Source organism: Tenacibaculum sp. AWR4_210 (assembly GCF_056160945.1).
On sequence record NZ_JBSWYF010000003.1, the window covers coordinates 348,822 to 362,613 of the forward strand.

The following is a 13,792-nucleotide window of genomic DNA, read 5'->3' on the forward strand; positions in this document are numbered from 1 at the left end:
TCGTTTAAAAGTTTAAACGAACTCCTAATTTTACATTTCTTCCTAAGGTTGAAAACCCTAAGGTTTCTTCAAAATCAGTATTGAAGATATTCGATACCGTTCCGAAGAAGGTAACTTTTTTGTTTAACAATGAATAATTCGCTGTAAAATCGAGTAAATTATAACTGTCAATGGTTACCGTTTCACCTCGTGGTCCAAAAGATCCGTACTTATCAAATACTGTACGATCACCAATGTGCTTATACACAAAGGCAAAAGCTGCATTTTTAATAGGCGTTAACTCAACTCCTGCCACAACTTTGTGTTTCGGAATATAATTGTTAGCTCCTTCATTATCATCTTTATTCGTATAGGTATAATTTGCCGTCAATTTAACATACTCGAGAGGTTTCGCCTCTGAAAGTACTTCTACCCCATTGGTTTTTACAGTTCCATTAGAGTTTGCATACACTCCCCAAGGAGCAGCTGACAAACTTTGGAATACTATCGCATCGTTCACCTTACGGTTAAAGAATACGGCATTCAACTTGTAATTTTTATAATAAGACTCAAATCCAGCTTCAAAAGTAGCACTGGTTTCCGGGTTTAAAGTAAGTGCTCCGTATTGTGAAAATAACTGGTAAGTACTCGGTGCAATAAAGGCCGTTCCGTACGACGCTAACAACTTCACTCCGTAATCATTAGTATTCATTACATTGTATGATACGTTTCCGTCATAAACAAAATGATTCCCGTAATTACTGTGAATATTAAGACGTCCTCCTGCGTTCACATTCAATCCAAAATCACTGATATAAACCATAGATACGTACGGATCTGAAGTAGTAAAGTTTGCTACGTCCTTATTAATTTGGGCAAAAGGCGTATTGGTTTCGTTCTTGTGCTCTTGGAAATTGAAACCAGTAATCACTTGGAATTTGTTATCCATAAAAGCATATTTGTTTACCACGTCAATGTTTACCGCAGTTCCTTCATACATACTTTCGTTAATCGATTTAGAAAAGCTACTGTACTGCTTTAAATTACGTGTTATTTTATTAAAAGACGCCAACACGTACACTTCTCCATTTTCATAACTAAACTTCGGTTTTACACCGTAGCGAACTTGAGAAAATGCCCAAGTATTTCTCGCTTCATCTCTGTAGGCACCTGCATCAAATTCCGAATCAAACTCATCGTAGTTAAGAAATAATCCTAAATCGAGATTCTCCGTAAAATCATAGCCTAATTTTACCAAGGCATTTTTGCTGTAAAAAGAATCATCTTCAAAAACTTGATCCGTTTTGCTCTTAGCAGCTGACAATCCTTCAACTCCAGTTAAATCAAAATAGGCCAAGTACTTCAAATTCCCAAGCGTTCCGTTGATACTAACGTTTTGATTTTTATTATTTGGACGGGCACTAAACGACTTGCTATCGTTGTACGTACCGATACTCGCTTCATAGGTAGCGCGGATCGCTTGTTTTGACGATTTCTTTAATATGATATTAATTACCCCTGTTGCAGCTCCTGTTCCATACAAGGTAGAAGCAGCTCCTTTTAAAACTTCAATTTTTTCAATCTGGTTTAACGACAACAAACGCAAATCATAGCTCTGATTGATCCCCGATGCATCAGATACCGGAATACCGTCTATCAACACCAACACCTGTCTACTTCTTCCTCCACGGATATAAGTTCCTATTTGACGTCCTCTATTCGAGTTTGCACCATTAATTTCAATTCCTGGTAAATTGTTTAATAACTGAACTACTGTGTTTCCAGCGTTTTGTTGAATTTCCTTTTGAGAGATGGTATAGATCACCTTACCCGTGTGCTCTTTTTTCAAATCAAACTTGGTTGCCGTTACCACAACTTCGTCCAACTCTTCATTTTTCGTTTGCTCATTTTCCTGAGCGTACAAACTTCCCCCTACCATTGATAGTGCCAAGGCACCAACAAAAAATAATTGTTTTCTCATTAGTAAATGTTACTTTAATTTTTAAATATTCAGGAAAAAAATCAGCGCAGTAAACCGCCCCCAAACTTTTATCCCGAAAGTTCGAATTCTTGAAAATTGGCAGGTCTCCTGGCTTGCGTCTTATTATCTACCTTCCCATAAATACAGTGGTAATCTTGAATGATAATAAGCGGTTTAGCTTACAGTTGCGGGAACAGCTTCGGATTTACACCGAATTCCCTTTTAATTTTCCTCGCCCGTTGGGCAACAAAGGAAAAACCAAAATTCGGGGCAAATGTATAGCATTCTTTTAATTACTGAATCATATATTACCGTTTTTTTATCAATATTTTAATTTTTCATTTCTTTTCGTGCTACTTTCTAACGAATTCGTGATAAAAAGTCTTTTTTGCTATCAAAATCTTTCTAATCTTTGTATTTCAAAATTTATCTTCTATGATTTACTACATCTCTGGAGGAGAACGTTCCGGAAAAAGCTCTTACGCAGAGCGACTTGCAGAGTCCTTGTCATCAGCACCAATTTACTTAGCCACCTCTCGTATTTGGGATGCTAATTTTAAAAAGCGCGTACAACGACATATCGATGATCGCGGAGAGCAGTGGAGCACCGTTGAAGAAGAAAAAAAACTCAGTACAGTCATCGCTGCAGGACAAACCGTGGTAATTGACTGTGTAACGCTTTGGCTCACGAATTACTTTACAGATACAGAAAGTGACGTGCAGAAGAGCTTACAACTCGCTAAAGAAGAATTCGACAAACTGCAACAAATAGACGGTAATATCATTATCATTTCTAATGAAATTGGCATGGGACTGCACGCAACGAGTTCTATTGGAAGAAAGTTTGTAGAACTTCAAGGCTGGATGAATCAATATATTGCACAACGTGCAGACAAAGCAACCTTTATGGTTTCTGGACTCCCTTTACACTTAAAATAAACAACATGTTTACGATAGCACCATTACCGACAACCTTAGTACCTGAACTTCAACAGGCCATCGACACCAAAACAAAACCTTTAGGAGCCCTTGGCACTCTCGAAAAAATAGCCTTGCAAATAGGCCAAATACAAGAAACTTGTACTCCTGAAATAGTTGCCCCTACCATCGTTGTTTTTGCGGGTGACCACGGAATCGCAACTACCAATAAAGTAAGCCCATACCCACAGGAAGTTACCCAACAAATGGTGCTTAACTTTTTACATGGTGGGGCAGCAATCAATGTTTTTTGCCAACAAAACCAGTTGGATTTGCGCATCGTTGATGCTGGCGTAAATGCTGATTTTGAGGCACAGGCAAACCTTATACAGGCCAAAATTGCGAAAGGTACTCGCGATTATAGCCAAGGCCCAGCCATGAGCATGGAACAATTAGAAAACGCCATGAATCATGGAGCTGCCATCGTCGATACACTGTATCAGAACGGAACCAATGTCATTGGCTTTGGTGAAATGGGTATTAGCAATACATCCTCAGCTGCCTTGCTCATGAGCTACTTTACCAACACGCCCATAGCTGACTGTATCGGCAGAGGTACTGGACTCGATGATGAAGGACTTGCACTTAAAATAAAAACGCTGAGTGATATCTATGTTCTTCACCGTGAAAAGATAGAATCTCCTTTGGATGCTTTAGCTACTTTTGGAGGATTTGAAATTGCCATGATGAGCGGTGCTATGCTGAGAGCAGCCCACTTAAAAATGACCTTACTCATTGATGGCTTTATTGTAACTGCCGCCCTACTAGCTGTACATGCACTACAACCTAACATCACAGCCTATTGTATTTTTTCGCATACTTCAGGTGAACAAGGACACCTTAAAATGCTCAATTTCCTCGAAGCGACGCCCCTACTCAATTTGGGCTTGCGTTTAGGAGAAGGAACCGGCTGTGCCCTAGCCTTCCCTATTATTAAATCAAGTGTAGCATTTTTAAATGATATGGCAACTTTTAAGAGTGCCCAAGTATCAGCAGCCACCACAAAAAACGCCTAACCCCATGAAAAGACAAGTGCATTACTTTTTAACTGCCGTGCTGTTCTTTACGAGAATTCCCTGTCCTTCTTGGGTAGATCACTCACCTGATTATATCAACAAAAGCAGTCGTTACTTTTCTTTGGTCGGTATATTAATCGGTGCAATTTCCGGTCTATTGTATTGGTTGAGCACACAGGTCTTTGACAACGATATCTCGGTGCTGATAAGTATGATTAGTTCGGTCTGGATAACAGGGGCTTTTCACGAAGATGGATTTGCTGATGTTTGTGATGGATTTGGTGGAGGATGGACCAAAGCCAAAATACTTACCATTATGAAAGACTCGACCTTAGGAACCTTTGGTGTGTTAGGTTTACTCTTTATCATCGCGCTCAAGTTTTTGGCCTTGTATAAACTGAGTACCCTTTCAACTGTACTTCCTTTTATCCTTATTGCCGGACACAGCCTCAGTAGATTTGCAGCAACCTTACTGTTGTATACACATCCGTATGTACGTGATAACGACAGTTCTAAAATCAAACCAACAACCAAACAAATGAGTACCAAAGCACTCATTATATCCGGATTTTTTGGCCTTGCACCTTTGCTGTTATTAGAAAACACCTTGGTTTACCTAAGCCTATTACCCGTTCTTTTGTGCTATTTGTACTTGGGTAGGCTGTATACGAAGTGGATTGGTGGACAAACAGGCGATTGTGCAGGTGCCCTACAGCAAGTTGCAGAAGTTGTATTTTATTTAAGTTTAGTTGCCTTATGGAAGTATATTTGATTCGTCATACCACCCCTGAAATTGCCAAAGGAATCTGTTATGGTCAGTATGATTTAGACCTAGCTACGAGTTTTCCTTCTGAACTAAAGACCATTCAACAAGCGCTTCCAAAGCAAGTATTCAACTATCCCTGTTTTAGTAGTCCATTACAACGCTGTTCTCTTTTAGCTCAGCAGTTATTCAAAACCGTACGCTTTGATGAGCGATTGAAGGAATTGAATTTTGGACAATGGGAAATGCGTGCTTGGGACGATATTCCCAAAGCGGAGCTCGATCCTTGGATGCATGACTTTGTCAATACTCCAACTCCTCAAGGAGAATCGTATGTTGATCTCCACAAAAGAACTACTGAATTTCTAGAAGAACTCAGACAACAAAATCTCACGAATGCTGTGCTCGTTACCCACGGAGGAGTCATGCGAAGTATTTGGGCTCATGTCCACGATATCCCTCTCAATAAATCATTTGATCTTAAACTGTCTTATGGTTCCATTTTAAAACTACAACTATAACATGAAAAAATTATACGCTCTTTTCCTACTCTTGATACTGAGTTATCAATGTACTTCTCCAAGTAAAAAGACAACGCCTACAAAAGAAGTCACTACTAGTACCATTAAATACGCGAATGGTTTTGATATTCGCATAGAAAATGGCGAAAAAAAACTCATCGTTAAACGGGTTTTCCAGAAAGGAAACAAAACTACTACCTATACGCTTGGTGCTACTACCGATATTGAAGGCAATAGTCTTCAGGTTCCTGTTGAGAATATCGTGGTTACGAGTACCTCTCATATTCCTATGTTAGAGCTACTGCAGGCAGAAAAACGAATCGTTGGCTTTCCTAATACCCGTTATATTTCCTCTGAGAAAACAAGACAGCGAATAGCCGATGGACTCATTGTTGACTTAGGCTCTGAACGCAGCATGAATACCGAAAAATTACTGGAACTGAACCCTGCTCTGGTCGTCGGTTTTTCATTGCACCCTAACAACAAACTCTACGAAAACATTAAAAAAGCCGGCATTCCTGTGCTCTACAACGGAGAGTGGCTTGAGGAAACTCCTTTAGGACGTGCAGAATGGCTTAAATTCTTTGGAGTACTCTTAGGAAAGGAAAAGGAAGCTGACAGTATTTTTAATCATATAGAACAGGAATACTTGAACGCAAAAAAACTAGCTCAAAATGCCCAACACAAACCGACCGTGATCTCAGGAAGCCTGTATAAAGACGTTTGGAATGTACCCGCCGGTAACAGTTATACCGCCCGCTTTTTTAAAGATGCCAACCTAGACTACTTGTGGAGTGACACCTCCGGAACAGGTAGCCTACAACTCGGGTTTGAAAGTGTACTCGAAAAAGGGCAACATGCCACCTACTGGATCAAATGCGGTTCATACGGTACCAAGGAACAAATGCTCACCGCGAATAAAAACTATGCAGAGTTTGATGCTTTTAAACAGAACAAACTGTATTCTATTGGAGTTCACAGAGGTCCTACTGGAGGTATTATCTATTACGAACAGTCTCCCGTTCGCCCTGATTTAGTATTAAAAGATTTGGTTAAAATTACACAGCCAGAGATACTTCCTGACTATGAATTGCACTTTTTTAGTCCTTTGCAATAACGATGGCTACAGTTGAAACTAACTCAAAAGGAAACCTCAGAGAAATTGCTGGTTTATTTTTTAAACTAGGCTGTATTGCCTTTGGTGGACCTGCAGCGCACATTGCCATGATGGAAGAAGAAGTTGTTCAAAAGCGAAAATGGATGACCGAACAGCACTTTTTAGATTTAATCGGTGCTACCAATTTAATTCCTGGTCCAAACTCGACAGAATTAACCATGCACTGTGGTCAAGAACGCGCTGGATGGAAAGGCTTGCTCGTAGCTGGGATCAGTTTTATCTTCCCTGCAGCCCTGGTTACCGCTCTATTTGCACACCTCTACCTAAGCTATGGAACACTCCCTGACGTTGCTCCGTTTATTTTTGGTATCAAACCCGCTGTGCTTGCCATTATTGCTAGTGCCGCTCACAAGCTCAGCAAAAAAGCCATTACATCGAACTTCTATGCAGTTGTAGGAGTTCTTGTTTTCTTATTAAGCCTTAAAGGTATCAATGAATTTACCTTACTATTTGCAACGGCCATACTCGGTATTCTCTTAAGCTTTAGATCTGCTAAAAGTGTACCCTCAGTCACCATTGTTCCTTATTTTTTAGGGACTACAGGAATCAGTCCTATGCCTCCTTTACAATTGTTTTTAAGTTTTTTAAAAATTGGAAGTATCTTATACGGAAGTGGATATGTATTATTCGCCTTTCTAGACACTGAACTCGTTCAAACTGGTTGGCTCACTAGGCAAGTATTGCTCGATGCTGTTGCAGTAGGACAACTAACACCAGGCCCTATACTTACGACAGCCACATTTATAGGCTGGCAACTACATGGATTTTACGGAGCTTTATTAGCCACTTTAGGCATCTTTCTGCCCTCTTTTGTATTTGTATTACTCCTCAACCCTATATTGCCTAAAATACGAGCATCCGCTAAAATTAGCCGTGTATTAGACTTGGTTAACGTAGCTGCCGTAGCTCTTATTTTTAGCGTATGTGCTCAAATGGGAACCGAAATTCTAATCGATTGGAAACCTTTAAGCATAGCCATCCTATCGTTTATCGCTGTGTTCTTTTATAAAAAACTGAGTAGTATCTATATCATCATCGGTGGTTCTATACTCGGGTATTTGTTGCATCTCATCGGATAAACCTTACCATACACCAATCGAGCATCATCGGGCTTCGGTGCTCGGCTAACCGAATACACGTATAAAACTAGATACAAAACAAAAAACACACCCTAAGGTGTGTTTTTTTATGTTCTTTATATCAGTGATTACTACTCTTTGTAAACACCCATATTTGCATACTTATCCATTCTTTTCGCTACTAAATCAGTATCGTTTAAGTCTTTCAACTCAGAAAAAGCACTCAAAATTTGATTTCTAACAGCTTCGAATGCACCCTCTCTGTCAGTATGTGCACCTCCTGCTGGTTCTTGGATAATTCCATCGATTAACTTCAAATTTTTCATATCCTCACCAGTCAACTTCAATGCCTCAGCAGCTTGTTCTTTGAACTCCCAGCTTCTCCATAAAATTGACGAACAAGATTCTGGTGAAATTACGGTATACCAGGTATTCTCCATCATATAAACACGGTCACCTACACCAATTCCTAAGGCACCTCCTGAGGCTCCTTCACCAATAACGATAGAAATGATTGGAGTTTTTAAGCGTGTCATTTCAAAAATGTTACGAGCAATAGCTTCTCCTTGTCCTCTTTCTTCAGCCTCCAAACCAGGATAAGCTCCAGGAGTATCCAAGAAAGTTACTACAGGAATACCAAATTTCTCAGCCATACGCATTAAACGCAACGCTTTACGGTACCCTTCTGGGTTTGCCATACCGAAGTTACGGTATTGACGGGTTTTGGTATTGTAGCCTTTTTGTTGCCCGATAAACATAAAAGATTGGTCTCCAATTTTTCCAAGACCACCGATCATGGCTTTGTCATCTTTTACGCTTCTATCACCATGTAGTTCCATAAAAGTATCGCCACACAATGCCTTGATGTAATCTAAAGTATAAGGTCTATTCGGGTGACGAGACAACTGAACACGTTGCCATGGTGTTAAATTTTTATATATATCTTTTCTAGCTTTCTCTAATTTTTTTTCGATTTTTTTACATGTTTCTGTCACGTCAACATCGCTCTCCTTTCCTATGTCATAACATTTTGCCAATTGTTCCTCTAATTCCTTAATCGGCATTTCAAAATCTAAATATTCCATAGTATACAGTTTGATTTTCTACTTAATTAATAAGTTGTTTGTAAAAGCAAACATACTAAAAATTTGTACAGCTCAAATACAACACCTTATTTTTTACTCGTTTTTTAGTTTAATTTTTAACTTAGAATTTAACTTATTTTTTATCAGACCATTAACCAACACAACTCCAAGTACGATTACTGCCCCTAGGTAAAACTCGGGTTTCATTTCCTCCGATTCACCAAAAATTAGCAGGGCTAAAACGATCGCATATATGGGTTCCAGATTAATTGTCAACATGACCGTATAAGGGGTCAAGTATTTCATAACTTTTACAGAAGCGATAAACGCATAGGCAGTGCACACACTACTCAATACGAAGAGATATACCCAATCCATTGTTGAAATTGCGAAAAAAGAACTCGTAAAGGTTGCTTGACTCGCCAAATAACAACTCACTCCCACCACCCCAAAGAGCAGCTGGTAAAACGAGATTGTTGTGGCATCGTACTTTTTTACATACAGGCCATTCAATACTGAGAACAACGCCGATAAAAAAGACGATAATAGGGCATACAAAATACCTAAAGTGTATTGGCTCTCAAAATTAAAAATGATATACAACCCAACTACCACCAAAAAGCCCATTAAAAATTCTACGGGATTCATTTTCCTTTTAAAAAAGATGGGTTCTAAAAAAGCGGTAAAAAAAGCTCCTGTACTCATGGTTACCAAGGCTACTGAAACATTAGAAACTTTTATAGCCTTAAAAAAAGTAATCCAGTGTACCGCAATAATGATTCCTGAAAATACAAACTTTAGGACAGCCTTCTTTTCCAAACGGAACTTAGCGGGTGTACGCAACAAATAAAAAGCGATAAAGATCACAGCCAATAACATTCGGTACCAAACCAAGGAAACCGCCTCTATTTGAATTAATTTACCGAGTATTGCAGTAAAACCCCAAATAAAAACTATGAAGTGGAGCTGCAAATAATTTTTCAACTTACTTCCTGGCATTTAGGTAAAGGTATATCGAATACAAGCCAAAGAAGATATTTGGCATCCATACGTTCAACCACGGATTTGCTCCTGGCACCGCTCCTAAGACCTCTCCTATCTTCATAAAGAAGACGTATATAAACATCGCTGCCAAGCCCAAGGCCAGGTTTACTCCTAGTCCTCCTCGCTTTTTTTTATGCGCCAAACCAATGGCTATCAAGGTTAAAATATAAGAAGCGATTGGTAAACTGGTACGCTTGTACAATTCAACGTAATATTGGTTAAGGTTTTTAATCCCTCGCTTTTTGGATATTTCAATGAATCGCATCAATTCGCCAGAGCGCATTTCCTGCGCTACAATCGACTTGTAATTTAAATCGCTAGGATAAAAGGCAAAGATCGTATCCATGGTATTACCATAGCTAATGCTATCTCTATCTTTAAAAACCCAACGCTTTTTCCAGTTGTACAATTTATAAGTACTATCTGTATGATTCCAATTAATGTTATCGGCAATCAACTTGTACTTCAACTGTATACCGTTGTATATTTCCTTCGAAAAATTGTATCCAGAATTGCGATCTAAATTAAAGTTTTGGATGAATACAAATGTCGAATCATTTAATTGCAGACTAAAATCTCGAATCGTATTGTCTTCGTATTTTGTCGATGACAAATATTTCTTTTCAAAGGTCCTACGCGTTTTACTACTCGACGGAACAAAGAAATGATTCATCAACAAGGCCACCACGGTAACGATAGTAGCTCCAACAAAATAAGGGTATAAAAACCTAGTAAAGGATACTTGAGAGCTATTGATCGCAACTATTTCCGTGTTGTTCGCCAATTTAGACGTAAACAGGATCACCGCGATAAACAACGCCAACGGCATAAAAGTATTTGCATAGTAGATGATGAAGTTTTTATAATAATCGTCAACTACTTCCAACAAAGTAAGGTTTTCATGACGTAAAAACTTATCGATTTTTTCAGCAATATCAATCGCTACTGCAATAGGGATCAAGATAAGTAACGTAAATAAAAACGTTACTAAATACCGTTTTAATATGTACCAGTCTAGTATTTTCAAATTACAAACGTTTATTCATTTGCTTTACCATTTTATCTTTCCACTCCGCAAAATCACCTGCGATAATATGCTTACGAGCTTCACGCGTCAACCAAAGGTAAAATCCTAGATTATGAATAGAAGCTATTTGTTTCCCCAACATTTCGCGCGCAGCAAACAAGTGGCGTAAATATGCCTTTGAATACATGGTATCTACATAAGTAATGCCCATTTCATCAATTGGTGAAAAATCATTTTCCCATTTCTTATTTTTGATATTGATGGTTCCGTGGGCGGTAAATAACATTCCATTTCTGGCATTTCTCGTCGGCATCACACAATCGAACATATCTACTCCTAGCGCGATATTCTCAAGTATATTAATCGGCGTTCCTACTCCCATCAAATAACGCGGCTTGTCTTCTGGTAAAATACTACATACCACATCGGTCATCGCGTACATTTCCTCAGCAGGTTCTCCTACAGACAATCCTCCAATGGCATTTCCTTCAGCTCCAACAGAAGCGATAAATTCAGCCGACTCTTTTCTCAAATCGGTGTAGGTACTTCCTTGTACAATAGGGAACAAGGTTTGGTTATAGCCGTATTTTGGCGGCACCTTTTCTAAGTGATTTATACAGCGCTTTAACCATCTATGCGTCATATGCATAGACTGCTTCGCATAGCGAAAATCACATGGGTACGGAGTACACTCATCAAAAGCCATGATAATATCAGCCCCGATAGAACGTTGAATTTCCATGACATTTTCAGGAGTAAAGAAGTGTAATGATCCATCAATATGACTCTTAAACTTCACTCCTTCTTCGTTAATTTTACGTCTTCCCGAAAGCGAATACACCTGGTATCCTCCACTGTCGGTAAGTATATTGCGATCCCAATTCATAAACTTGTGCAAACCTCCCGCTTGTTCAAGAATTTCCGTTTGAGGACGCAAATACAAATGGTAGGTATTCCCTAAAATGATATCGGGGTTAATTTCATCTTTTAATTCAGACTGATGTACGCCTTTCACCGTCCCAACGGTTCCCACAGGCATAAAAATTGGAGTTTCAATTGTTCCGTGATCAGTAGTAATAACTCCTGCTCGAGCTTTACTTTTAGGGTCTTTATTTTTTAAATCGAACTGCATAGTTGGCAAAGATACGGATGAATGGTTAATGTTAATAAGTAGAAAGTTAAAAGTTTCTTATAGTTTGTTCAGAAGTCGCTATTTGAGTTACTTAACGTCTTTTCCTTCCGAATTTATTTGAGAAATTCCCTGGCTTTTTGGAGTTATTTGCTCCTTTTCTTTTAGAAGTATTCCCCCTCGTACCAGCATTTCGACTTGGTTTTCGTCGCGAGTTAGCACGTGACTTGGTTGGCGTATTCTTTTGCAGTGAAGCTTCTTCGGTTTTGACAGAAGACTTTACCATTCGGTTAATTTCTTCCATTTCTTTCGCAGTGAGTTCACGCCACTCTCCCACCTTTAAGGTATTCAAGTGTACATTCATAATTCGCACGCGCTTTAATCGAGTTACTTCGTACCCCAAGTATTCACACATTCGTCGAATTTGGCGATTTAATCCCTGGATCAAGACTATTTTAAAAGTAGTATCATTGATTTGTTCCACTTTACATTTCTTGGTCATCGTTCCGAGAATAGGTATTCCATTTCCCATTTTTCGAACAAACTCTTGTGTAATTTTTTTATCGACACTTACGATGTACTCTTTTTCGTGATTGTTACCAGCTCTGAGTATTTTGTTTACAATATCTCCATCGTTCGTAAGAAATATTAAACCTTCAGAAGGCTTGTCTAAGCGACCTATAGGGAACAACCGTTCCGGATGTCCTACAAATTTTACGATGTTCTTACGTTCTTTGCTGTCTGTAGTACACACGATGCCTACGGGCTTATTTAAGGCGATATAAAGCGTTTTTGGCTTTGCTTGTAAAGCTTTCCCATCAACCGTTACTATATCTCCTTCAAACACTCTATTTCCAAGCACAGCTACCGCATTATTGATACGGACTCTACCTTCTACTATTAGTTTTTCAGCGTCTCTACGCGAACACACACCAGTGCTACTGATAAACTTGTTAATATTCGTAGACGCTTCATTCAAATTTTCCATGACCACAAAGAAAAAGAAAAATCCCCAAGCAAGCGAAAGCTTTCCTGAGGATTTCAAATTATTGAGCTATATTTTTCTTAAAATATCATCATTTTTTGGGTACAACGCGCTAAACTAGGTCTACGCTCGTAATCAAACCCAATGGTAATCATATGCGTTCCGTAGTTAAAATCTTGCGTTTTATTCATATTAATACTAAATCCGTACGAAGCGTAAAAATTACTTTTCTTTAACCCGAACAATGGCGCTATAGCATTTGGCTGAAAAAACTGATCGTTCAAGAAAGTATAACTTACCCCTGCCCAAACATAACCATCGCGAATTCCTTTACGAGCCTTTACATTGACATCTGTTCTAGAACGTTGATCAAACTCTCGGTATTCCATCAAAATCGAAGGCTCTATTTCGAAATTTCTACTCAAACGCGCAAATACATAAGACGAATACAACAAGTACTTACGAAGTACCTTAGGCTCGTTAGAAGCAAAGTCTCGAATCTTCTTATCTAATAAATTAGTCACGTTGGCACTGATACTAAAACGCTCGTATCGGTATAACATACCCACATCGAAATTCGAATTTCCAAACGATCTGTTAGGCACACTCGATCCGATATTGTTTTGAGAAGTATCAATTCCAAATTGAATATAACTATACGTCAAGGCAAACGATAAAAAGCTATCGTGAAAGTCACTCAACGTTAAGTGACTCGCCAAAGATAATTTTGCTCCTTGCTGAGAGGTAAAACCGTTTTTGTCGTTAAAAACGGTAATTCCACCACCAAATCTATCTGCCAAACGCGCTTCTACGGTTAGCGACTGTGTGTCTGGTGCTCCTTTTACACCAATCCATTGGCTAACCCCGTTGAGGCGAATTTGCAACCCCGATCCAATACCAGCATACGCTGGTGAAATTAGAAAGGGATTATCCGCTAAATGACTTACGTAGGTAGGAAGTTCTACTTCTTGGGTATATGCCTTTACACTAGACAATAAAATCCCTAATACTATTATTATTTTTTTCAT

13 protein-coding genes and 1 riboswitch are annotated in these 13,792 nt (G+C 38.9%); of the genes, 6 read left to right on the plus strand and 7 right to left on the minus strand.

Going from position 1 to position 13,792, the window contains the following annotated elements:
* Positions 1–4 precede the first annotated feature (4 nt).
* On the minus strand, positions 5–1,960 hold the full coding sequence (locus ACXAG7_RS07560) for a TonB-dependent receptor plug domain-containing protein (RefSeq protein ID WP_476666490.1): 1,956 nt from the start codon (positions 1,958–1,960) through the stop codon (positions 5–7).
* A gap of 81 nt (positions 1,961–2,041) precedes the next feature.
* A riboswitch (cobalamin riboswitch) is annotated at positions 2,042–2,238 on the minus strand.
* A gap of 157 nt (positions 2,239–2,395) precedes the next feature.
* On the opposite strand from ACXAG7_RS07560, the gene cobU reads away from it, so the two are divergent.
* The 6 genes from cobU to chrA are packed head-to-tail and all read left to right on the plus strand — an operon-like array spanning position 2,396 to position 7,494.
* Positions 2,396–2,899: a bifunctional adenosylcobinamide kinase/adenosylcobinamide-phosphate guanylyltransferase gene (cobU, locus tag ACXAG7_RS07565; protein ID WP_476666491.1), complete on the plus strand. Its 504-nt coding sequence runs from the start codon at positions 2,396–2,398 to the stop codon at positions 2,897–2,899.
* Positions 2,900–2,904: 5 nt separating this feature from the next.
* Positions 2,905–3,954, plus strand: a complete 1,050-nt coding sequence (gene cobT, locus ACXAG7_RS07570; RefSeq protein ID WP_476666492.1) for a nicotinate-nucleotide--dimethylbenzimidazole phosphoribosyltransferase — start codon at positions 2,905–2,907, stop codon at positions 3,952–3,954.
* A gap of 4 nt (positions 3,955–3,958) precedes the next feature.
* Positions 3,959–4,726 carry an adenosylcobinamide-GDP ribazoletransferase gene (locus tag ACXAG7_RS07575; protein ID WP_476666493.1) on the plus strand — a complete coding sequence of 256 codons (768 nt, stop codon included), beginning with the start codon at positions 3,959–3,961 and terminating at the stop codon, positions 4,724–4,726.
* Positions 4,711–5,238, plus strand: a complete 528-nt coding sequence (cobC, locus tag ACXAG7_RS07580; protein WP_476666494.1) for an alpha-ribazole phosphatase — start codon at positions 4,711–4,713, stop codon at positions 5,236–5,238. The genes ACXAG7_RS07575 and cobC overlap by 16 nt, the downstream gene beginning before the upstream one ends.
* A gap of 1 nt (position 5,239) precedes the next feature.
* Complete coding sequence (locus ACXAG7_RS07585) at positions 5,240–6,355, plus strand: ABC transporter substrate-binding protein (protein ID WP_476666495.1); 1,116 nt, start codon at positions 5,240–5,242, stop codon at positions 6,353–6,355.
* A 2-nt stretch (positions 6,356–6,357) separates the two neighbouring features.
* Entirely contained in the window at positions 6,358–7,494 is a 1,137-nt protein-coding gene (chrA, locus tag ACXAG7_RS07590; protein ID WP_476666496.1) for a chromate efflux transporter, read from the plus strand.
* Positions 7,495–7,625: 131 nt separating this feature from the next.
* Here chrA and ACXAG7_RS07595 read toward each other — a convergent pair whose 3' ends face one another.
* The 6 genes from ACXAG7_RS07595 to ACXAG7_RS07620 form a co-directional block, all read right to left on the minus strand.
* Positions 7,626–8,579, minus strand: coding sequence for an acetyl-CoA carboxylase carboxyltransferase subunit alpha (locus tag ACXAG7_RS07595; protein WP_408043202.1), 954 nt, complete (start codon positions 8,577–8,579; stop codon positions 7,626–7,628).
* A 93-nt stretch (positions 8,580–8,672) separates the two neighbouring features.
* Positions 8,673–9,578 (minus strand): DMT family transporter, encoded by a 906-nt coding sequence (locus ACXAG7_RS07600; protein WP_408043201.1) that lies wholly within the window; start codon positions 9,576–9,578, stop codon positions 8,673–8,675.
* Positions 9,565–10,650, minus strand: coding sequence for an LptF/LptG family permease (locus ACXAG7_RS07605; RefSeq protein WP_408043200.1), 1,086 nt, complete (start codon positions 10,648–10,650; stop codon positions 9,565–9,567). The genes ACXAG7_RS07600 and ACXAG7_RS07605 overlap by 14 nt, the downstream gene beginning before the upstream one ends.
* Before the next feature lies 1 nt (position 10,651).
* The gene (gene tgt, locus ACXAG7_RS07610; RefSeq protein WP_408043199.1) at positions 10,652–11,782 is read right to left on the minus strand and encodes a tRNA guanosine(34) transglycosylase Tgt; all 1,131 of its coding nucleotides are present in this window, start codon (positions 11,780–11,782) and stop codon (positions 10,652–10,654) included.
* 91 nt (positions 11,783–11,873) lie between these two features.
* A complete protein-coding gene (gene rluF / locus ACXAG7_RS07615; protein ID WP_476666497.1) occupies positions 11,874–12,767 on the minus strand; it encodes a 23S rRNA pseudouridine(2604) synthase RluF in 894 nt (297 codons plus the stop codon).
* A 77-nt stretch (positions 12,768–12,844) separates the two neighbouring features.
* Positions 12,845–13,792 (minus strand): PorP/SprF family type IX secretion system membrane protein, encoded by a 948-nt coding sequence (locus ACXAG7_RS07620; protein ID WP_408043197.1) that lies wholly within the window; start codon positions 13,790–13,792, stop codon positions 12,845–12,847.